The following is a 22,195-nucleotide window of genomic DNA, read 5'->3' as shown; positions in this document are numbered from 1 at the left end:
GGCCCGCATTGACTGATCCATGTTGACCGTCTTCAGTTCTACGCTCCAGCTCTATCGAGACGCGCTGCACGCGACCGGGCGCTCCCTGGTCCGCGGGTGGTTCGTCATCCTCGCCGTCATCGTCTTTACCCTACTGATGATGTTGGCCCATCAAATCGCTCGTCCCCTGGGTATGCTCGGAGGATTCCTGCTCGGTGCCGTCAATGCGCTCTTGATCGGCGCGACGCTGAGCCTGATCGAACAGTCCATTAAGGGCATGCGGACAATAACCATGCATGACGTGCTGGAAAGCATGGGGCATTATTTTTGGGATGTCATTAGTGTCGGGTTTGTGCTCTGGATTCCCACGATGCTCCTGGACACGAGTCTGCGTGCCAATCCTGACAGTCAATTTCTTGTGATGGCCTGTTTGTTACTGGTCTTCATTCTGCTGAATCCCGCTCCAGAGGTGATCTATCTCACCAGGCATGATTCTCCGCTTGATGTCTTGAAGCGGAGTTACGAGTTCGTACTGGATAATTGGATTGAATGGTTCCTGCCGATGGCCTTGGTCTTGGCGCCACTCGGATTGTCGCTCTTCTTTAAACTGTCGAGTCAGTTGGGGAGGGGAGCTGGACTCGATTTCATCCAGTTAGTCCTGGTGCCGTTTACCATTCTGAGCGCCTGGTTGACCGACCTTGGGATTTCCGCAAGCCTCACCGGTACCATGGCGCTGCTTCTGACTCCGCCGCTCATGGTCGGTATGCTCCTCTTTCGAGGCCATCTTTTCTCGGCGCTATCTTCCACGTCTCGACGACAACGCGCGTATCAGTCGCAGTTCCACGACTCCGCTCGCTAGGAAGAGATTCCAGCGATTCGACGACGCACCCGCCGTTTCTGCACAATATAGAGAACTTGTTGAGGGGAGGAGGGAAGTGGTGTATGGCTTAACCTGCACTGCCGATTCTGCAGGATCTTGCGTCCATCACCAGGGAAGGGACCTGGTCGTGCGCCTCTCAATTTTCTGGCGATTAGTGCTGACGTATGTGGTCATTATCGCGGTAATGACCGCCGTCAATGTCTACGCGTTGTTGCAGATTCGGACATTAGCCGGTCTCAATACGGAGGTCGGATCCCACCATCATCCGGAAATTGATTCAGCCAAACGCTTAATCGCCTCGCTCTATGAGGAGGTTCAGGACGAGAAGAGATACATGGCCGTACCTGCCGCCGCTTTTCTGGAGCGTTTCGAGACCGAGCGCAAAGAGTTTCAACAGATTCTGCAGGAATTGCTGGCTCATGACGTCCCGGAACCAGAGATACGACTGCTCAAGGATGTCCAGGGACTTCAGCAGGCGCATCTGGCGCTTTTTCAAACGCAGTTGGCTGAGTCAGGCGGACACCCGGAGGCCCCCTCGGCCTATGATGCGCGGCGCGAGGCAATGGTGGAAAAAATGGTCGCAACTCTACAGCAGTACATCGGCCTCCATGAGTGGCGGATTGCTGTAGGAGTAAATGAGTCTCGCGCCAGCTCCGTGCATGCGGAAGCCGTCACACGCAATCTGGTGTTGGTCGCGCTCCTCTTCGGTCTCGGTATGGCCGCGGTGGCTAGTTACAATATTCTTCGACCGTTGCGTCGTCTCCAGGCCACCATTCAGGAGATGGGGCAGGGCAATTTCAATGCTTCGCTGGATGGTCAGGCGCCCCGCGAATTGCGGGAATTGGGTGAAACGGTCAAGTGGATGGGAACCAAGTTGCAGCAGTTGGATGATATCAAAAGCGAGTTCCTCGCCCATGTATCCCATGAGTTGCGCACACCGATGGCTTCGATCCAGGAAGGCACTCATCTCTTACTGGATGAAATTCCCGGCCCCTTAACACAGGACCAGCGGACCACCCTTCGCATTATGTCGGACAGTAGTCGGCGGCTCATGTATCTCATTTCGACGATCCTAGATCTGTCGAAGATGGAGTCCGGGATGATGGAGTATCGGTTTGTCCCGACGGATCTCCGGCGGGTCGCCGATATTTCGGTCAATAAAATCCGCCTATTAGCAGATGCCAAACATGTCCAGCTCTTGATTGAGGCCCCGGTGGAACGGCACTGGGTCAGGGCAGATAGCACACGCATCGAACAAGTACTGGACAATCTCCTCTCGAATGCGTTGAAGTACAGTCCCGAGGGTGCCATTGTCAGGCTACACATGACCCCGAAGCAAGACGAAGGGCTGCTGTTTGTCGACGTCGCGGATTCGGGTCCCGGCATACCGGCGGAGGAACTGCCACATATTTTCGAGCGGTTTTATCAGGGGCGTACCAGAAACCGACAGGTGTCAGTGGGCAGCGGCCTCGGGTTAGCCCTTGCGAAAAAGGTCGTAGAAGCCCATGGCGGGAGGATTTGGGTGGAAAGTGAAGTCGGAAAAGGGACGACCGTGCGATTCATTTTATATCTAACGAAATCAGGGATGTTGGCCTAGTGCGGCGGTGTCACTCCATAGGCGTGTTGGTGGTTTTTGGACTCCTGTCCGCCTGTGGCACCCTCCCTCCGCCCCCATACCAGAGCCCATATTTTCTAAACGACGAGGGGGGGGGCAAGATTTTGCAAGCCATTTTACGTAAAGATTCCTCGTCAACGCCTAAATGTGCTAGTAAAAATACCTGTGATCATGTATTCTTCACCCGCGCATTGGCGTCTCTGTATGAAAATCGAGAGTCGGCCATCCATAACTTCGAGAAAGTTATTGCCGTCGCCCCCAAGAGCCAGTTGGCTGTTTCGAGTCGACTCTGGTTGCAATTGCTGCAGGCCGGTGAAGTATCGCCTGATCAGTCATGGATGCGTTCCGTCTGGAATGGGCCTGCAATCGCTCAGACTCAAGGGGTGCTTTCCCAAACAATTGAACGCACAGTGCGGGATCTTCTCGACCGCGAACTCACCATTGAACAATTACGTGCGTTACAGGACAGCGAGGCTCAATCTCTCGAGGCCATGCAGCGCGAGCTTCAGAACCAGGAGCGAAAGGCGGAGTTATTCAATTCCAGGCGTGAGTCCCATCGCATGTCGGTAGAGCCGGCCACGCTTCAAAGCCTGCAGCGGCAAGTCAGCGACCGGGACAAAAAAATCGAAGAACTCACGAGCCAGCTTGAAGCGCTCAAGCACATTGATCAGGAAATGAGAGGAAAGACCCGTCCAATCAAGCCGCCCGCAAGTTTTGTCCCATCGCAACAATCGGAGCCGTCCAAACCCTAAGGACCGTCATGGAACAAGAACGAATTCTCGTTGTGGATGATGACGAAGGTCTGTTGCATTTACTGCGGATGCGGCTGTCTGCTCTCGGATTTTCCGTGACGCCCTGTACAACAGGACGCGATGCTCTTGTTGCGGCCCGGCAGGAAACGTTCGATATCGCGATTACTGATTTGCGGTTGCGGGCAGAAGATGGATTGGTGCTGACCGAGGAACTTTTACAGATTCAACCGGGACTGCCGGTCATTATTCTGACCGCGCATGGGAGTATTCCCAACGCAGTCGAAGCGATGCAACGCGGGGCCTTTGGCTATTTGACCAAGCCATTTGATGACAAAGAATTGAAAGCGACTATCGATAAAGCCTTGATTCAGTTGCGGATGACTCGAGAAATCCAGCGACTGAAATCATTGGTCAAGGAGCTCTACGGCTTGGAAAATGTCATTGCGAGAAGTTCCGCCATGCAACGATTGTTTCAGCAAGTTGCTCAGATCGCCGATTCAGATGCAACCATTCTGTTAACCGGCGAAACCGGGACAGGAAAAGAAGTGCTGGCCAGAGTTCTCCATGCCAATAGCCGTCGATCAAAGGGCCCGTTTGTGGCGTTGAATTGTGCCGCGATCAGCGAAAGTCTTTTTGAAAGCGAGTTATTCGGGCATATCCGTGGTGCCTTTACCAGTGCAATGACGGCGAAGCGGGGCCTTTTCCAAAGCGCGAATGGGGGAACACTTTTCCTCGACGAAATTGCAGAAATGTCGCTCCCCATGCAGGTAAAACTTCTACGCGCCGTACAGGAGCGGGAAGTGCGCGAGGTCGGCGCCGCGTATACGACAAAAGTCGATGTGCGGATCATTACGGCGACGAATAAAGATCTGGCGGAATGTGTAAAGCTGGGGACGTTCCGGCACGACCTATACTATAGAATTTCCGTTGTGCCGCTTAGTATTCCTGCTTTGCGCGAACGGCGGGACGACATTCCACTGTTGGCCCAACATTTTTTGAAGCAGAGTGCGCGACGATCCAACAAGGATGTGCGTGGATTCACGCCGGCAGCCATGCATAGGCTTATGGGGTATCCATGGCCAGGCAATGTTAGGGAACTTGAAAATGCAGTGGAAAAGGCCGTGGTCATGTCCCGGCAGGACATGGTGTCGCCGGAACTACTTCCATCAGCCGGGGCGTCGACCGATATGGGTTTAAAACCCTTGACCGAAGCAAAGGAAGAATTCGAACGCTCGTATTTACGGAATGTATTACAGATGACGGGCGGAAATATTTCCCGGGCAGCTCAGTTTGCAGGCCGATATCGGGCAGATTTCTATAAAATGTTAAAAAAGTATGGGCTGCATCCTTCGATGTTGAAGGAGCGTCATGACCTGGATCTCACCGAAATTGAGGATACGACGGAGGAGGTCAAAGACGCCTAGGGCTCAATTTGGGGAAGCGAACAAAATTGAAATCCAATTAACCGTTCTAGTCGCTTTGCCGTTGTATGACGGATTTTTTTAATCCGAATGCCAAAGTCTTTCCCGCTGGCCCATTGAACTGAAGCCTCTTCTATTTCTAACGGTGAGTTTTCCTCAGGAAGTTCCATTCGCAATGTAAGTTTCATGCCTATCCTGACTTCATGATCACCCTGCATACGCCATCCTCCATTCGAAATATCCCGGATTATCCCTTTTCCAAGAAAATCTTCTGACAGGTAGTAGCCAGTATCGCAACGCCTGACCCTCTGGTACGTGCGAATCCTAAAATGCTTTGGCATGATCAGGGCTCCTATGAAAATCAGGTCATGAATTGGTTAGTCGATGTGTTCATCTCCCAGTGGCTCCGAAAAGAACTATGCCTTCGCTCCACGTTGATGGACCGCTCACAGCAGGGCTCTGTCGCACCAAGTGTTCAAGGCGGCGCTGTTCGTCTTCAGAGGTTCGAATAAATTCGACGCCGAGCTTGGAACCATCCACCCATCTGACTGCGGCCAGAGCCACATGCAGCGGAGATTGACGATCAGGCAAGAACAGTCTCAGTTGGAGATACTCGCCAGCGGTCATCTTTTTCGGGCTTTCGAGAAGGCATCCTGGAAGAGAAATATCTAGAATTCGCCCTTCACCCACCACATTATCTCCCGCAAACATGACCGAGCAGTCCATGGGTACTCGGTGACTATATCGATTCTTCATGGTGCCTCCTCTTAAGGAACCTCGGCATGAATACTCTCCCGTTAGATAGCAACAGTATTCGAACTACAGCCCTTCGCCTAGTCCTCAGAATCGGTAACCCGATGGAGGGGAGAACGTCCTAACTAGAAGCCGATTTCAGGCATTCTAGACAACCAATCAGAGAAGGTTCGGACATGAGATGCAACGACACTCCTGCGAGCAGTCCGAACTGAACGCCTATCGCCCTTTGTTATGCGGATTGTACAAAATCGGCCTGGATGGAGCTGAGCGAGGTGGGGACAGGTGAAATTTAAGTATTTCACAGGTAAGGCGGAAACACTCACACACTTATGAGGGGAGGGGAGCGATTCTGTGCAGCGCCAACCAGTTGATTCGTCGGTGGAATTCATGGAGCTGGCGAGAGGAATCGAACCCCCAACCGGCGGTTTACAAAACCGCTGCTCTGCCAATTGAGCTACGCCAGCTCGCAAGATTCGTTATCGAAAGGATCGTGGATATTGAGCAGAGCGGGAACCCTACAATTCTTCTTCATGCCTGTCAAGCTGCGAATAGGCATCGTGAGTCCGTCGTTCAGTTTCTGCGCAATACTTCTGGTGCAATTTTCCCGAAAGCCCTTACTTTTACTTGAATAAAGTGCGAATTCCCAATAAGCTGAATTAGGATATGTCTACTTCACGCGCCACGGATCTCGTCTCCAGCCGTAGTCGTGTTTTGCTAAGCCAGTCCATCGCATTCGATCTTCCAGAGAGGAGGGCTCCCTTATGAGCCAGTCACACATTCTCGTGATTGATGATGACCCGGCAGTCCGGCAGCTATTGGCGGAAACACTCACGAGTGAAGGTCATCAGGTGACGGTCATGTCGAACGGGGTGGACGGGGTGGAGGCGGTGAAGGACCAGCCGGTACACGTGGTGCTGACAGATCTTCAGATGCCGGGGATCGATGGGCTGGAAACGATCGACAGAATCTCAAAGATCGATTCTAAGGTTATTGCGATCGTGATGACCGGATACGGAACGGTCGATTATGCTGTGCGAGCGATGAAGGCCGGCGCGTTCGACTTCATCACCAAGCCTTTCGAGCCTGACACGGTGGCAGTGGTGGTGAGGAAAGCATTAGACGTATACAAACTTAAACAGGAAAACCACCTTCTTCGAAAAGCGGTGCGAGATCAATACCGGCTTGAGCATTTGGTAGGCACCAGTGCGCCGATGCGGATGGTGCTGGATTTCGTCGAAAAGGTCGCTGATAGCGACAGTACGGTATTGATTGAAGGGGAGAGCGGAACGGGAAAAGAATTGATCGCGCGCATGCTGCATTTTAATAGCATGCGACGAGACCGCCCTCTAGTGCCTGTTAATTGCGGTGCGATTCCGGAAACGCTGCTGGAGTCGGAGCTGTTCGGCCATGAAAAGGGGGCGTTTACAGGAGCCGCGCACACCCGGCTTGGTCGGTTTGAACTGGCCCATGGCGGCACCATCTTCCTAGACGAAGTCGGCGAGATGAGTTTGCCATTGCAAGTGAAGCTACTGCGCGTTTTACAGGAGCGATGCTTCGAACGAGTCGGTGGAACCAGGACGATTAACGTGGATGTGCGCATTATCGCGGCCACCAATCAGGATTTGGCGCAGGCCGTTCAGGAGCGCCGGTTCCGACAGGATTTGTATTATCGATTGCATGTCATTCCCATTCACATTCCTCCGTTGCGGGAGCGCCGCAGCGACATTCCGCTCTTGGTCAATCATTTTATCGCCCAATTCAATCAATTGCGCCGGACGGAGATTCTCGGCATGGAGCCGGACGCATTGGTTCGCATGACAGAAGAGGAATGGCCGGGAAATATCCGGGAACTTGAGAACATGATTGAACGCCTCTGCGTCTTGAAGAAGAGGGGCATGATCACCGTGGCCGATCTCCCGGAACGTTCGTTAAAAATGGTAGGAGGAAAGGCGGCCGAAGCTCCCGAGCAGTTTATTCGCTTCTCTGAAGATGGCATCAATTTGACGAAGGAACTCGAACATTACGAGAACCGTCTTATCGGGGAAGCCCTGCGAAAAGCCAATGGCATAACCAGTCGGGCAGCTCAGCTGCTTCAAGTGAATCGGACTACGCTCGTGGAAAAATTAAAACGGAAAGGGTTCGATCCGAAAAGTCATGGGTACTCCATTCAAAACTGACTGATCTCTCCTTCATCTCTCAGCCTGTCAATTTCTTGACCCGCTCTTGATCGCGGACGTTGTTATTTCTGACGGCCGGCTCGGTGTTCAACCCGTTGTTTACCTAGAACATCAACCGATACAACTAGTTGCCGGATTTCCATAGGGGCACAGGACTTGCTGATTCGGCTCCTGTGCACCTCTTATCCTCTAGATCCCGCTACGCCCTCGCCTGCACAGGCTACGTTTTCAGTTGTTTCCTGTTCGTGGGAACAGGGTCTGCCATGGCTGCAGGCGGCTTATCCACGATGCGGCAAGAGTTGCCGGCCATGATGCCGGAGCCATCAGAACTCGTGCGTGGGGCCTTGCCCGATCCGGGACCACGGTTTGAACGCACGACCGATCGTCCGGAATGGAAACAGTTCGAACAAGGAGTGAGTCTGTACAACCACGGGCTCTATCCGGAGGCACGCCTGCAGTTCAGCAATCTGCTTCGGGATTACCGCGAGTCGCCGCTCAAGCCTTCGATCCAGGCGTTTCTGGCGGAAAGTGCGCTCAAGAGTCACGACCCTGAAGTCCGGCCGCTGGACATCATCGATCAGTACAAAACAGTGATGCGCGAGAATCCGCAATCGACGAATGCGAAGCGGGCAGCCTGGCGGATCGGCGATGTGTATCGGGTCGAAGGATGGTTTCAGGAAGCGCAGATTGCCTATCAGCATGCCCTCTCTCTCTCGGAGCGCGACTCGTTTGATGCCAATCGGGCCATGCTCGGACTGGGCTATGTCCAGCGAGGATTGAAGAACTGGAAAGAGAGCATTCACACCTTCGACCATGTGTTGAAACGCACCGTCGATCCTACCCTGTTGGTATCTGCCTCGCTGGGAGAAGCTCACAGTCTCTATCGGATGAGCCGCTTGAAGGACGCCGATGTGCTCTACGAAAGTATCGCCAGCCGGTGGCCTGCCGCGCTTCGGAGCGATGCCTTTGCGCTGTTGCGGTATGCCGATACCGCCGGGGAATCCAAGCGGGGGCCGGTGATGCGGGAGCAGTTGCTCCATTTTTACAATTTGTATCCAACCCGGCCCGAAACGCCGTTCGTGCTGACCTACCTCGCCGATAGTTACAAGGAGGCGGGGCGTTGGGCTGAATCAAGCATCTTCTACGCAGCGCTACTGAGCCAATACCCTGATGCGCCGATTGCCGCCACCGCCAGGCTTCGGTATGCCGATGTGCAGGAACATCTGGATCCGGAGGGCGAGGAGGTCAATCTTCGACACACCATCGCGGCGCATCTGGAAAATGTTCCGTTGAAGCCGGGAGAAATGCTGAGTCCTCGTCAGGTATTCGAACAGAGTGCCAAAGATTATGAGAATTCGATAGTCGGCAGCGAAGCCCTGTTTCACCTTGGGGAAACCTTGGACAGAGCGGGCAAACCGGAGGATGCCCTCCGCGCGTATGAACTGGCGGTGCTGCGCACAGGCAAGTTTGAAAACGATCCTTGGCCGGAAAGAAGCGGCGCGCAGCTGGTCCGCTTCCTTCGCCCACGCCTGGAGGCAGCCCTCAAGGCAGAGGATGATTTTGAACTAATCAATGTATTCCATCGGCATGGGCCCTTCGCCGACCGCTTGTATGCCGGCACGGAGTTGCTGCTCAACGTCGCAGACGCGCATCGTCGCCTGGGCTTCCCCGTGGAGTCTGCGCGGCTGTTTCAGTCTTTGGTTCGCGATCCTAAAGCAGAGAAGGTACATGAAACGGCGTTGATGGGGCTGGCCCACAGTTACATGGAACAAAAAGATATGCGGGCGGCGAGGGCAGTGTTTGAGCGGTATCGCCTGCAATTTCCTACCGGTCGGTTTTCTGGAGAGGCATTGCGTGGAATTCTGACCTCGTTTGAGGGAGAAGGCAATCTCGCCGCCCTGCTCAAACTCGGCCAGCAATGGCTGGCGCACAATCCGCGGCATCCTGACCGCACGATGGTGCAGCTGAAAGTTGCCGGCGTGTTGGCTCAGTCCAAACAAGACGCCGAGGCGGCAGCGATCTACGACGGCCTGATCAAAGCGGGTCGGGAACTCTCCGCCGGGGACCTGCTGCGGTATGCCGATGTGCTGGCTCGTTTGAATCGCCAGGCGCCGGCGCTGGCCATGTATAAAGAGGCGCTCGTCGCAGGACTCGAGCCGGTGCAGGAAGCCTGGGCTCAATTGCAAATGGTTCAGCTGGCACGCGGGTCAAAACGCGAGGATTTTGCCAAAAGCGGGCTGCGCGCACTGAGTGTGAATTCCGATAGTCTGGTTCGCCGCATCGCGGCCGTGTTGGCAACTGAATTGCCGGAACCGCCGGCCGACAAACGAGGGAAAAAACCGTGACCAAGCCGGAGGGAGACACGATCAACAATGACTTGCTGACGCGCGCGTTTCGAGATTTTGATCAGGCCGCAACCGTGCTGCAGCAGTCGTACGACGCGTTAACTACACGCCTGCAGCAAATGGATCTCGAACTCGCGCAAACCAATGCGAGTCTGCGCGAGCATCTGCGTGAAACCGAGGACATGCGTGCCCATGTGACCGCGGTCTTGGAATCGTTGGATACCGGCGTCATCGTGGCCGATTCTCAAGATATTGTGGTGCGGTGCAATCATTCGACGGAGTTGCTCCTGGGCGTGCCGCAGGCTGAATTGCGAGGGCGTCGAGCCAGCGCCGTATTGGAAGAGATTCGAAAAGACCATGGCGAGTACCCGCTCGTGCTTCCCAGCGGCGTCACCATCGCCCTGTCACAGACAGATTTGACCGACGAAACGGGGAATCTGATCGGGAAACTCGTGCTGATTCATGACGTCACGCGTATTCGTCAGCTCGAAGATCGGTTGCAGCGGCGCAACCGCCTGGAGGCCATGGGGCAGATGGTGGGCAGCATCGCCCACGAAATCCGGAATCCCCTGGGCAGTGTGGAATTGTTCGCGTCGATGTTGCGAAAGGATCTCCGTGACCAGCCTCAACTCCGGAATTATGCGGAACATATTTCCATGGCTGTTCAATCCATGGATCGGCTTCTGTCCAATCTGCTCGTATACACCAGACCCGACTGTTCGCGGCGAGGATGGCATGACACAGAATTCCTGATCCGGGAGGTGCTGACGCTGGCCAGTCACGCCATTCCGCCGGACTCTGTCGAGGTGCGGTGTCAGGTGCATCCGCTCGTGCCCCGGCTCTGGTGCGACGGCGCGAAAATGAAGCAGGTTCTCTTGAATCTGGTCTTGAACGCGGTCCAGGCCATGCCAGAGGGCGGAACCCTCACCCTGGCCGCCTGTCCTGCCCCGCCTCAACTCCAGGAATCGCCGGCCATCCAACTCACGGTGAGTGATACCGGCACGGGTATCCCGGCCGAATTGCAGTCGCGGGTCTTTGATCCCTTCTTTACCACGAAAGATCAGGGGACCGGCTTGGGACTTGCCATCGTGCACGCGTTGATCGAAGCCCATCATGGACGGATCGATGTGGAGAGCCACCCCGGACATGGCACCTCGTTCTTGATCACGTTGCCGCAAGGGCCCGTACACACGCCGTCGACGCCTGCCTCGAGTGACACCCTATCCGATCATTCGGAGGCGTCCCGCCAGATTGTCAGCCTAACAGAAGAAAAGAGGTATGAATGAGCGCGCAACCAGCTTTGCAGGGACCTTCAGCTTCTGCCGAAGAGGCCCGACTCGTCTTGATCGTCGATGATGAACCTTCGATGCGGACGGCCTTGTCGGAAACGGTGCGTCGAATGGGGTATCAAGTGCGTGGCGCCATCGACGGGGCGGATGCGATCGAGCAGGTCGAACGACTGAAGCCCTGGCTAGTGGTGACTGACTTGAAGATGCCGCGCCTGAACGGGCTTGAACTCGTCAAAGCGTTAAAACAGAAAGCGCCCAATACCTACATCATTCTCATGACCGCCTACGGGACCGTCGAGACGGCGGTGGAGGCCATGAAATATGGCGCGAACGATTACATTTTAAAACCGTTTTCCACCGACCTGCTTGAGCGGGTGATCTTCAATCTGCAAGCCAGCGCCGAGCCGGATGAGCAGGATACTCCGGCGGCACTGGAAGCCCGCGCGATCCTGACACAAGACCCCGGCATGATTCGCCTGCTCACGACCCTCGAGGGCGTCGCGGCCAGCCAAGCCACCGTGTTGATCAGCGGCGAAAGCGGGACGGGTAAAGAATTGTTGGCGCGCTACATTCATGCGAGAAGCCCTCGTGCCCATCGTCCGTTTGTGGCGCTGAATTGCGCCGCGCTTCCGGACAGTCTGCTGGAAAGTGAATTGTTCGGCCATGAGCGCGGGGCGTTTACCGGAGCGATTCAGAAAAAGCTGGGCAAGTTTGAAATGGCCCATACCGGCACGTTGTTTCTCGATGAAATCAGCGAAATGAATTTGGGCCTGCAATCGAAATTGTTGCGGGTTCTGCAAGAGAGGGAAGTCGATCGCATCGGTGGGCGCGACCCGGTCCCCGTCAATATCCGCGTGATCGCCACGACGAATCGCTCGCTCTACCACGAGGTGACTCAAGGGCGTTTTCGGGAGGATCTGTTTTACCGCTTGAATGTCTTCCCCGTCACGGTGCCTCCGCTCCGCGAACGCCCGGGTGACATCCCGCTCCTCGCCAGGCATTTTCTCCGTTCGTCGGCGCAGCGCAACGGCCTGACCGTGCCGACCTTGTCCGAACGCGCCATCGCGGATCTCCAACAGCGCGCATGGAAGGGAAACGTGCGCGAACTTGAAAATGTCATGGAACGCGCCATTTTGGTGACAACCGGAAACGCGGTTGACGTCGATCATTTGATGCCGGGGGATGGAACGGTTCCCATGCAACCGGTCGAAACCGTGGAGGCGCTCGTGGCGCCATCCGCTCACGGGTCGTTGTGGGAAATGGAACGGGACCTCATCTTCAAGACCTTGGCACGAGTGAAAGACAATCGTACCCATGCGGCCAAGGAGTTAGGCATCAGTATTCGCACGTTGCGAAATAAATTACGGGAATATCGCGATCTCGGTTATCAGGTAGAGGCAGAAAAACCCTGAATCTATCAAACCGGTGCCAGGCAAATTTTTCCCTCCTGGGTCGGATTTGCCGGGTGGGTTCGGTGCGGCCTCGTCAAACAGACCCGGGAGTTCCCGCGAGAGATTCTGACGCGAACGGGGTACATAGATTGCAGCCCTTTGGGGGCAGAACTTTCTATGGAGTGTGGACTATGACCATTTTTGACAGGACCATGCAGCTGCTCGAACGTTCATTGGATCTGCGCGGGGCCCGCCAGCAGGTCATCGCTGCCAATATTGCCAACGAAGAAACGCCCAAGTATCGCGCAACCGATTTGAACTTCGGTCAGGCTCTGGCGCATGCGCAACAGGGCAAACTGCCGATCACCCTGGTCTCGACCCATCAGCACCACATTGGCCCGAAGGGCAGCGGCTTTCAACGCGTGCAGGGGCGCATCGAAGAGGTGCCCGCCGGCGATCTGCCGCTGGATGCCAATTCGGTCAACATCGAACTGGAAATGGCCAAGATGTCGGACAATGCGCAGCAGTACAACACATCGGCCACCATCATTGGCATGAAATTCAAAGGCCTCCTCAACGCAATCCGTGAAGGACGGTAGCCGTTCTTGCGGCAGAGTGATGCAAGTCTTCGGGGTACGGGCGAACCATAGAGAGGTGTGAGATGGATTTAACGGATAGTCTCGCGGTTTCCGTATCGGCGCTCGATGCGCAACGACACCGGCTGAATGTCATTGCCAGCAACCTGGCAAATGCGCAATCCACCAAAACCAGCACCGGTGGACCGTATCGGCGGCGTGATGTCGTGTTTCAAGCGGCGCCTGTGTCCTCGGCCTTCCAAAAGGCGTTCACGCAAGTGTCCAAAGGGTCCGGCCGGCATGCATTGGATGGCGTGAAAGTCGCCCGGGTCATCGAAGACCAGAAACCGGGACAGACAGTGTACGACCCGCACCATCCCGACGCCGACAAGAAGGGGTTCGTCACGATGCCCAATGTGAACGTCATGGAAGAGATGGTCAATATGATCGGCGCATCCAGGGCCTATGAGGCCAACGTGCAAGCCGTCAATGCGACCCGCACCATGTGGAATCGCGCCCTGGAAATCGGGAGGTAGTCATGTCCGATCTGCGCATCGCGGGAGCCAATCTGATCCGGCCGATCGAGGCGCCGGAGCTTCAGCAAGCCGGGCAGACCGGCGAGGCCGGGGGGGCGAACTTTTTAGGTTCATTGAAAGAAGCCATCGGGCATATCAATGACGCGCAGGCAGGCGCCAATCAGGCCGTCGAGTCGTTGGTGACCGGCCAGAGTACCAACATTCATCAAACCATGGTGGCGTTGCAACAGGCTGATGCGTCCTTTCAGCTCATGATGCAGGTGCGAAACAAACTCGTGACGGCCTATGAGGAAATCCAACGGATGCAGATCTGACCGATCGGTCTCCCGCGCGGATATCACGCATAAAGGATTTCACCGCCCATGTTCTCAAAATTCAGCCAGTTCACGATCAACCAACGTTTGATTATTCTGCTCGCGCTCGCCGGGTCCATTGCCGGTCTCGTGGCCGTCACGCTCTGGACGCAACAGCCGGACATGCAGGTGCTCTATGCCAATCTGGCTACCGACGATGCCTCGGGCATTATCGACAAGTTGAAGGATGCCAAGGTGCCCTATGAGACGACTAACGGCGGTACGACGATCCTTGTCCCGAATGCGCAGGTGCATGACTTGCGACTGGAAATGGCCGGGCAAGGTCTTCCTCACGGCGGCGGGGTCGGATACGAGATATTCGATCGCACCACCATGGGCATGTCGGATTTTGTGCAGAAGCTGAATTATCGGCGGGCGCTCCAGGGAGAATTGGCCCGCACGATTACGCAGATGCCGGAAGTCGAGCGGGCCCGTGTGCACTTGGCGATTCCTGAGAGGCGGCTGTTTGCGACCGAACAGGACCGCGCGCGCGCGTCGGTGGTCGTGTCGCTCCGTTCCAATCAATCCTTGTCGAAAGCGCAAATTCAAGGCGTGGTGCACCTGGTGTCCAGCAGTGTCGAAGGACTTCAGGCTCGTGACGTGACCGTGGTCGATGGTCACGGGAACCTCCTCTCGAACACCTCCAGCGATGAAGCGGCCGGACTGTCCGGGACTCAGATGGAATACCAACGCACCCTGGAGAAGGACATCGAGACGCGCATTCAAACCATGTTGGAACGCATTGTCGGCGTGAATAAGGCCGTCGTCAGGGTGTCGAGCGTACTTGATTTCCGGAAAATCGAGACGACGGAAGAACGATACGATCCAAACGGCCAGGTCGTGAGAAGCGAACAGCGCGGGCAGGAAAAGTCCAGCGGTGTCAACGGCACCTCCGGCGGCGTGCCCGGCGTGGAATCGAATCTGCCGGGCGGGGCGGAGGCGGAAGGCGGCCAGACCAGTTCGAACAACAATCAAACAAAAAATGAGACGGTGAACTACGAGATCAGCCGAACCGTCTCCCGCATCGTCGAGCCGACAGGGACCATTAAGAAGCTCTCGGTGGCAGTGCTGGTCGACGGCACCTATGAAGGGGGCAAGGCAGGGGAGGCCGCGGCTGACCAGCCGAAGAAGTATGTGCCTCGCTCGGAAGAAGAAATGAAACGCATTGAAGAAATCGTCAAGAAAGCCATGGGTTATTCCCCTGAACGTCAGGATCAGGTGGAAGTGGTCAGTATCCAATTCGGACTTGGAGTGGAAGAACCGGTTGGCGCGGGTGTGGAAGCCGCAGCCGACAGCAGCAAGGCATGGATGCCCTATATCCGCTATGCGGTGGGGGGCCTGTTGTTCTTCCTGATTCTGTTCATGGTGGTCCGTCCGTTGATGGTCATGCTCGTGCAGTCGGCGCCGGAGGCCGTCGTCGGTGAGACACCGGCACTGCCCGCGTCGGTTGGACAGGTTGAAGCCGCCATCTCCGGGAAACAACCCGGCCAGATTCTCGACATGGCGAAAAACAATCCTGCGAACACGGCCGTCGTGGTCAAGCAGTGGCTGAAAAGTAACGCGTAACGGATATGGCCATCAATAAAGAGCTCACCGGCGCGCAAAAAGCCGCCATCCTGCTGCGGGCGATCGGGGAAGAGGCCGCAGCGGCGGTCATGAAAACGCTCGACCCGAAAGATATTCGCAAGCTCGGGGCCTTTATGAAAGAAACCGCGAATATCACCAAGCAGGAAGAGGACAGCGTGATCGCGGAATTTGAGCAGGCGAGTTCATCCGGCGAGGTCCAATTCGAAGGCCGCGAATTCATGGAAGCCATCCTGAAAAAGGCGCTGGGCCCTGAAAAAGCAGCGCGCATGATGGAATCCCTGAACACCAAAACCTATCCGGGCATTGACGCCTTGAAATGGGTCGATGCTCGTACGATCGCGCAGATCCTCAAAATCGAACATCCCCAGACCATTGCCGTGTGCCTGGGACAAATGGAAGCCGAACAGGGCAGCGCCGTCCTGGCCCTCTTGCCGGTGCATTTGCACGCGGACGTTTCGCTGCGGCTGGCGACGATGCAAGAGGTACAGCCTGAGGTGCTGGCGGAGCTGAGCGACAGCTTGCAGGAAATTTTGTCGGCTTCGATGGGGATGTCGAGCATGTCCGTGGGCGGGGCCGAGCTGATGGCCGAGATTCTGACCCGCGTCGATAAGAATACCGAAGGCGCCATCATGGCGAAGATCACCGAGCGTGACCAGGCTCTGGCAGAAAGTATCCGCGCCTTGATGTTTGTCTTTGATGACCTGGTGGATCTGGATTCTCGCGGGATGCAAGAGCTCATGAAGGAAATCAGCAAGGAAGACCTGCCGATCGCGTTGCGGGGCGCGACGCCGGAAATCAAAGAGAAGTTCCTGAAGAATATGTCCAGCCGGGCGGCAGAAATGCTCAAGGAGGACATGGAGACGCGCGGACCGGTCAAGGTGTCGGATGTTGAAAAAGCTCAACAGAATATCCTCAAGGTCTGCCGTAAGCTCGAGGAGGAAGGTCGCATCGTGATCGGAGGCGGCGGAGGCGAGGAGTTATTGTAAATGGGGAACGCTGCCGCGGGCACGGGCGTTTCGATGGCGGCTTCCGTCGAGTCGGAGAAGGAGCTGGCGCGGCGGGCCGTCCTGATCGTCGACGACGAGCCGTCCATCTGCTTGTTGTTGGCCGAGATGCTCGAGTCTACGGGACATCCTGTTCTCACCGCCGGGTCTGTTCAGGAAGCGCTGAGTCATCTCCGGACCCGTTCCGTTGCCGTCGTGATCGTGGATGTCCAGCTCGGCGGCGCCGATGGCATCACGTTTCTGCAGCAGGCGTTGGACATCGATAATCGCCTGCTTGGGATCGTGATGACCGGCCACGGCAATATTGAACTGGCCGTTCGGGCCATGAAAGCGGGGGCGGCGGATTTTCTTACCAAACCGTTTCAGGTCGAGTTGGTCCGGCTGGCGGTGTCGAGACTGCTGGAACTCTACCGGTTGCGACAGGAAAATACCGTCCTCACCCGAACCTTGATTCGATCCGGCAACATTCAATTGCGCCCCGTACCCCTCGCGGATTTCAGCCGGGGCAATCGGCCTTTTGGAACCGAGGATCTCACCGAGTTTGAGCGGGGAGTGGCGGAAGGGGAAAAACGTTCAACTGAAAGAGTGGCGGTGGCTCGGCAGCGGGAACAGAACCTGGTGGCGTCGCTGATGACGCGCTTGGAAGAAACCTGGCAGAGCCTGCATGAGACGGTTGAAGAGGAAATCGCGTCGCTGTCTTTCATGATTGCACACAAGGTCGTGCGGGAAGCCGTTACGGACAAACGCGACATGATCGCGGCACAAGTCCGAAGCGCGCTCGCCCATTTGCATGAAAGTGGTCTCGTCCGCGTCCGTGTGCATCCGTCGGATCTTGCCGCGCTCGAATTGGCGCGTACTGCACTGAGCCAGACGCCGCACGGGCTCCTGACCTTGAAGTTTGAGACCGACCCCGCCATCAGCCCCGGCGGATGCCTTGTCCAGGCGCAGAGCCTGTTGATCGATGCGACGCTGGATTCCCAATTGTTGCGGCTGGGCGAAGCCTTGAGAAAGCGGGATACCGGTGAAGCTTAGCGAACGATTGGAACATGTCGAGCCCCTGGCGGTCACGGGCAGGGTGGCTCAGGCCGTCGGCATCGTCATTGAAGCCTCGGGACCGTTCACCTCGGTCGGGGAAGTCTGTGAGATCACCCGTGAAGGAGGTCACGGAGCCGTCATGGCGGAAGTCGTGGGGTTTCGGGAAGATCGCGTATTGCTGATGCCATTAGGTGAAATGCAGGGCATCGGGCCCGGCAGTCGCGTGGTAATGAAGGGACATGTCGCGTCCGTACCCGTCGGCCCGCAGATGTTGGGGCGTATCTTTGACGGGCTCGGACATCCGTTGGACGGGCTGCCGCCCATCCGTAGCGACGTGCGGGTTCCCTTGTACGCGGCGCCACTCAATCCTCTGCATCGGGCGCGAATCACCCAGCCAGTCGATCTTGGTATTCGGGCCATCAATGCATTATTGACGTGCGGCCAGGGGCAAAAAATCGGCGTGTTCGCCGGCTCCGGCGTGGGGAAAAGCGTGCTCCTGGGTATGATCAGCCGCTATACGCAGGCGGATGTACGAGTGATTGCCCTGGTCGGCGAGCGGGGGCGCGAAGTCAAAGAGTTTCTCGAGCGCGACCTCACGCCTGAAGCGCGGGCCCGTTCCATTGTCGTTGTGGCGACCTCCGACCAACCTCCGCTGGTTCGAATCCGGGGCGCGCTCGTCGCGACCGCCATTGCGGAATATTTTCGTGATTGCGGCAAACACGTCCTGCTCATGATGGACTCGCTCTCACGCTTGGCCTACAGTCAGCGGGAAGTCGGATTGGCCATCGGGGAACCTCCGACGACGAAAGGCTACACCCCGTCGGTGTTTGCCGTCCTGCCGAAGTTACTCGAGCGGGTTGGGCCGGCGCAAAGCGGTGGCAGCATCACCGGCTTGTACACGGTACTGGTCGACGGTGACGACCTCAATGATCCGGTAGCGGATGCCGTGCGCTCTATTCTTGACGGTCATATCGTGCTGTCGCGTGAACTCGCCGCGCGCAATCATTTTCCCGCCATCGATATTCTTCAGAGCACTAGCCGGGTGATGCGGGACATTGTGACGCCTGCGCACTATGCGGCCGCGCGCCTGGTGCTTGAACGCACCGCGCTCTATCGACGCTCGGAGGATCTGATCACCCTGGGCGCGTACAAACCCGGTACGAGCAAAGATCTCGATAAAGCCGTTTCCGCCCATGACGGTATCACGTCGTTTCTCCGGCAGGAAACCAAGCAAGCGGTCGGATTGCCGCAGTCAATCGACACGCTCCTGGCGCTGGCCGGGACGATTCAATGAACGTGACCGTCCTCAGGACCTATGCGCTGCAACTGGAAGAAGTTGCCAAATTGGAATTGGCGGAACTCAGTCATGCCCTGCAGGAGACCGTAAATCGGATGGCCATGTTGGAATCACGAGCGAAAGCCGATGCCGATCGATATCTGCTTCAGGTTCAAACAGGAAGCACTGTGGATCAAGTCTACGGCCACCTCGATGCCATGGACCAGGCGATCGCGGCACGGAAACATTTAGAGCACGTGCTGGCAGCGGATCAGGCCAAAATGGAAGAGAAGCGCGCGGAACTCCTCGAAGCGATGCAGTATCGTAAGAAACTGGATCTCCTCACGGCGCGCGCTGCGTTGGACTTACGACGCCGTCGCGAACGCCAGGATCAACAATTGCTCGATGAACGCGCTTGGAGGCGAAGCCCATTGCAAAAGGGAGAACGGGCATGACCCAGACCGGAAGCCGTGCTGAGCAGCGTGTGCGTGGGGGTGCGGCGGCCCGATGGCTCGTGAGTGCCCTTCTGATCACATGCGTCGCGACGGCGCATGCGACTGAGGATGCGAAGCCGGCACCTGCGGCACAGAAGGAAGAGCCGAAACCGGAAAGCGTGAAACAAGACGTGCAAGGGCCGGCGACGAGCGCGCCGCGGGAAATCTACGAGATGTTGGAGCAACGCAAACGGCTCTTAGACAAGCGTGAGACGGCCGTGCGCGGATCGGAGACGCATCTCTTGGAACTCAAGGCTGAGCTGGAGCAGATTGTGACGCGCCACGAACAAGCCGTGGAGGCGGAGAAGAAGCGCCGCCAGGCCGCTCAAGCCAAGGGAGCGGGCGAGGCCGACAAGGTGAAGACGCCGGTCAAAACCGCTCCGACTGTCAATGTCAATCAAGCCCAATTGGCGAAGATCTACGAAGCCATGCCGGCCGAAGAGGCTGCTGCCAGACTGGAGCGCATGCCCGAACGAAAGGCGCTCGAGGTCCTCAGGCTGCTCAAAGGCAAATCAGCTGGAGCCATTCTTGCGGAGGTCAAACCGGAGCGCGCAGCCCGGCTGACCGAACAATTGCTGACGACACCGTAGCCGCTCCTGTTCACGCATCCTCTTACGGCAGCTTTTGCCGTCTCCACCTGCAGAAATTTCCTTCTCACAAGCCTCCGTTCACGAAGTTGCCTCAAAATCTTGCGTCAGGCCGCATTTTTCTGCGACGAACTCATGGCACGCCCTTTGTAATGGTGTTCCATGTCTATTCATGGGCGTGTCACAGACAGGAATTGTATGGCCACTGATATGCAGCCACTCTTCAGCGGGTTTCCAAGTCGTCCGGCGCCGGCGCTCCAGGATGCCAGGGATCGTCAGCCGGCGTTCCAAGGCGCAGAGCCATCCCGTCATTTTGAGACCGTGCTCGGCCGCGCGGAGGCTCGTCAGAGCCAAGCCGTGCATGATGCGCCTCCGGTGCGCAACGGGGACAGGACAGCAACCCACGCGCGCACGCTCGCTCATTCCACGCCGGAATCATCCACCGAACCGTCGGATCGATCCACCGTGTCTGAGGGTAATCCACAGACCCTGGCGCGCAGTGAACGCTCGAGGGAAAAGACGCCACAGTCGACGGATGAATCGGAACCACAAGACAGGGCTCAGGAATCAAAAAAGAACAGCCATGAGCAGGACACCTTGCCGCAGGACATCATGCTGGCCGCGATGATCGTGCCGGCCGCTCAGACGGCTCCGGTCGAAGAGCAACCCACGCAAGCGGAAACAGGAGCGGATCATTCGGAGAATGCCGGCCAAGCGATTGCTACCATCCCCATGGAGAGCGGAGCAAAGGGAACCGCCCCGTCCACCTCCCTGGGGGCTCCCTCACCTGCTGGTGATGTGGCCGCGGATGGACTCCCGGCACGTGAAACGGCTCCCAGGGCAGCAACAGGCAGGGAAGCGGCGCCGGCAGAGGAACCGGCAGGCAAAGACACGGTGCAGAGAGAGGTGAAGGACATCCCCCTGGTTGCCGGACAAGCCCCTGTCTCAGAAGGACGGGCGACAGGCTCCCTTGAAGTCGCTGAGGGGCTCCGCATGGAACCAGACCAGCTGAATCCCGCGCTTGCTGCCATGACCGTCTCTAAGCAGGATCCCAAACACGCGGAGCAAGCCCCGCTCGAGAATGTCGATCGTTCGGCGGTTCTCGACGCCCTTGCGCAAGGAACATCTCTGGGGGAGAGCCAGGCCGGGTCCGGTGCTGGCCGCTTTATGGAACAGGACGGGCAGAGTCTTCCCGATTCTTCCGGGGGCGCCGATCGTTCCCTCCCGAACCAGACTCCGTCAATCGATCAGGGGAGTCGACCGGTATTTCTCGACCGGATGACTAGTCTCGCGCAAGCGGCGCCTGCGGGGAGCGACAGTTCGTCCGGCCGGAGCGAGTCGGGCCAGACCGCCGCGGTGCTGCGCGCCTCTGAATCCGAACGGGTGAACGACCTGCGAGGGGCTGCCCCGGTTTCACACAGCGTGACGTTGGATTTGGATCCGCTCGATATGGGACCGCTGCGCGTCCGGGTGATGATGAGCGACCAAACCGTGCATGCGCATATACGAACGGAACATGGAGAATTGGGCCAGGGATTGCTGCAACAGGGACAATCGTTGGAATCGTCGTTGCGCACGACCGGCCTGGAAATGGGCATGTTGCGGGTCACGGTCGATCAGCAACAGGGGCGGGGAGACAACGCCTGGATGTTTCAGCAGCAGCAACCACAGGGTCGTCCGCCGTCCTCCAACATGTCCCAGTCAGCGACGCGCGAGGATGAACGCGGGGCGAGGGGTGACCATGGTGCCGGATCGAACGAACGCCTGAGTTTTTTTGCCTGAGAGGGAGGAACTATGGATATCAGTAACGTGATTACGCAGAAGACTCCGCCGGATTCATCGACCCCGACGACGGATGGACCCAAACCGCTCGGGAAAGATGATTTCCTCAAATTACTGGTGACGCAACTCCAACATCAGGATCCCTTGAAGCCGATGGAGAACGAAGCGTTCATCGCTCAGACGGCCCAATTCTCGCAGTTGGATCAGATGACGAAGATGGTCTCCTTGATGGAGAAGAGCGTGGCGCTCCAGGAGTCGGCCCAGAATAAGACCACCCAGACCAATACGACAGCGGTGGCGTGATTCTACCGCCGTCCATGACGGTCGGGTAGGTTCAGAGAATCAGACAGGGAACGGTAAT

21 protein-coding genes and 1 tRNA gene are annotated in these 22,195 nt (G+C 57.0%); 19 read left to right on the top strand and 3 right to left on the bottom strand.

Going from position 1 to position 22,195, the window contains the following annotated elements; genetic code table 11:
* Positions 1-19 precede the first annotated feature (19 nt).
* The 4 genes from GDA65_10900 (at position 20) to GDA65_10885 (ending at position 4,650) form a co-directional block, all read left to right on the top strand.
* On the top strand, positions 20-838 hold the full coding sequence (locus GDA65_10900) for a hypothetical protein (GenBank protein MBA5863201.1): 819 nt from the start codon (positions 20-22) through the stop codon (positions 836-838).
* Positions 839-986: 148 nt separating this feature from the next.
* A complete protein-coding gene (locus GDA65_10895; protein MBA5863200.1) occupies positions 987-2,456 on the top strand; it encodes a HAMP domain-containing protein in 1,470 nt (489 codons plus the stop codon).
* A gap of 287 nt (positions 2,457-2,743) precedes the next feature.
* Entirely contained in the window at positions 2,744-3,226 is a 483-nt protein-coding gene (locus GDA65_10890; GenBank protein ID MBA5863199.1) for a hypothetical protein, read from the top strand.
* 8 nt (positions 3,227-3,234) lie between these two features.
* The gene (locus GDA65_10885; protein MBA5863198.1) at positions 3,235-4,650 is read left to right on the top strand and encodes a response regulator; all 1,416 of its coding nucleotides are present in this window, start codon (positions 3,235-3,237) and stop codon (positions 4,648-4,650) included.
* On the opposite strand, the gene GDA65_10880 is transcribed toward GDA65_10885, so the two are convergent.
* The 3 genes from GDA65_10880 to GDA65_10870 form a co-directional block, all read right to left on the bottom strand.
* A complete protein-coding gene (locus GDA65_10880) occupies positions 4,647-4,988 on the bottom strand; it encodes a hypothetical protein (GenBank protein ID MBA5863197.1) in 342 nt (113 codons plus the stop codon). The genes GDA65_10885 and GDA65_10880 overlap by 4 nt on opposite strands.
* Positions 4,989-5,037: 49 nt before the next feature.
* A complete protein-coding gene (locus GDA65_10875; protein ID MBA5863196.1) occupies positions 5,038-5,403 on the bottom strand; it encodes a hypothetical protein in 366 nt (121 codons plus the stop codon).
* Between the two features lie 388 nt (positions 5,404-5,791).
* Positions 5,792-5,867 (bottom strand) — tRNA-Thr (locus GDA65_10870).
* Positions 5,868-6,164: 297 nt separating this feature from the next.
* On the opposite strand from GDA65_10870, the gene GDA65_10865 reads away from it, so the two are divergent.
* The 15 genes from GDA65_10865 to GDA65_10795 all read left to right on the top strand — a co-directional run bounded on the left by GDA65_10865 (position 6,165) and on the right by GDA65_10795 (position 22,137).
* Complete coding sequence (locus GDA65_10865; protein MBA5863195.1) at positions 6,165-7,580, top strand: response regulator; 1,416 nt, start codon at positions 6,165-6,167, stop codon at positions 7,578-7,580.
* Between the two features lie 263 nt (positions 7,581-7,843).
* A complete protein-coding gene (locus tag GDA65_10860) occupies positions 7,844-9,925 on the top strand; it encodes a tetratricopeptide repeat protein (protein ID MBA5863194.1) in 2,082 nt (693 codons plus the stop codon).
* Positions 9,922-11,211 (top strand): PAS domain-containing protein, encoded by a 1,290-nt coding sequence (locus tag GDA65_10855; GenBank protein ID MBA5863193.1) that lies wholly within the window; start codon positions 9,922-9,924, stop codon positions 11,209-11,211. The genes GDA65_10860 and GDA65_10855 overlap by 4 nt, the downstream gene beginning before the upstream one ends.
* Positions 11,208-12,626 (top strand): response regulator, encoded by a 1,419-nt coding sequence (locus GDA65_10850; protein ID MBA5863192.1) that lies wholly within the window; start codon positions 11,208-11,210, stop codon positions 12,624-12,626. The genes GDA65_10855 and GDA65_10850 overlap by 4 nt, the downstream gene beginning before the upstream one ends.
* A gap of 170 nt (positions 12,627-12,796) precedes the next feature.
* Positions 12,797-13,204, top strand: a complete 408-nt coding sequence (flgB, locus tag GDA65_10845) for a flagellar basal body rod protein FlgB (GenBank protein ID MBA5863191.1) — start codon at positions 12,797-12,799, stop codon at positions 13,202-13,204.
* Positions 13,205-13,266: 62 nt separating this feature from the next.
* Positions 13,267-13,716, top strand: coding sequence for a flagellar basal body rod protein FlgC (flgC, locus tag GDA65_10840; GenBank protein MBA5863190.1), 450 nt, complete (start codon positions 13,267-13,269; stop codon positions 13,714-13,716).
* 2 nt (positions 13,717-13,718) lie between these two features.
* On the top strand, positions 13,719-14,030 hold the full coding sequence (gene fliE / locus GDA65_10835) for a flagellar hook-basal body complex protein FliE (protein ID MBA5863189.1): 312 nt from the start codon (positions 13,719-13,721) through the stop codon (positions 14,028-14,030).
* Positions 14,031-14,078: 48 nt separating this feature from the next.
* Entirely contained in the window at positions 14,079-15,635 is a 1,557-nt protein-coding gene (gene fliF, locus GDA65_10830) for a flagellar M-ring protein FliF (GenBank protein ID MBA5863188.1), read from the top strand.
* A gap of 5 nt (positions 15,636-15,640) precedes the next feature.
* Positions 15,641-16,642, top strand: a complete 1,002-nt coding sequence (gene fliG / locus GDA65_10825; protein MBA5863187.1) for a flagellar motor switch protein FliG — start codon at positions 15,641-15,643, stop codon at positions 16,640-16,642.
* On the top strand, positions 16,643-17,692 hold the full coding sequence (locus GDA65_10820) for a response regulator (GenBank protein MBA5863186.1): 1,050 nt from the start codon (positions 16,643-16,645) through the stop codon (positions 17,690-17,692).
* Entirely contained in the window at positions 17,682-18,989 is a 1,308-nt protein-coding gene (locus GDA65_10815; protein ID MBA5863185.1) for a FliI/YscN family ATPase, read from the top strand. The genes GDA65_10820 and GDA65_10815 overlap by 11 nt, the downstream gene beginning before the upstream one ends.
* The gene (locus GDA65_10810; GenBank protein ID MBA5863184.1) at positions 18,986-19,426 is read left to right on the top strand and encodes a hypothetical protein; all 441 of its coding nucleotides are present in this window, start codon (positions 18,986-18,988) and stop codon (positions 19,424-19,426) included. Before GDA65_10815 ends, GDA65_10810 begins: the two co-directional genes overlap by 4 nt.
* Complete coding sequence (locus GDA65_10805) at positions 19,423-20,055, top strand: hypothetical protein (protein MBA5863183.1); 633 nt, start codon at positions 19,423-19,425, stop codon at positions 20,053-20,055. The genes GDA65_10810 and GDA65_10805 overlap by 4 nt, the downstream gene beginning before the upstream one ends.
* A 159-nt stretch (positions 20,056-20,214) precedes the next feature.
* Positions 20,215-21,834: a hypothetical protein gene (locus tag GDA65_10800; protein MBA5863182.1), complete on the top strand. Its 1,620-nt coding sequence runs from the start codon at positions 20,215-20,217 to the stop codon at positions 21,832-21,834.
* Positions 21,835-21,846: 12 nt separating this feature from the next.
* Entirely contained in the window at positions 21,847-22,137 is a 291-nt protein-coding gene (locus GDA65_10795; GenBank protein MBA5863181.1) for a hypothetical protein, read from the top strand.
* The last annotated feature ends 58 nt before the right edge of the window (positions 22,138-22,195 follow it).

It is taken from the genome of Nitrospira sp. CR1.1, assembly GCA_014055465.1.
In the GTDB taxonomy this organism is placed as follows: domain Bacteria; phylum Nitrospirota; class Nitrospiria; order Nitrospirales; family Nitrospiraceae; genus Nitrospira_A.
The sequence above is the reverse complement of the archived record's forward strand: the minus strand, read 5'-3'. Positions and strand labels throughout refer to the sequence as shown.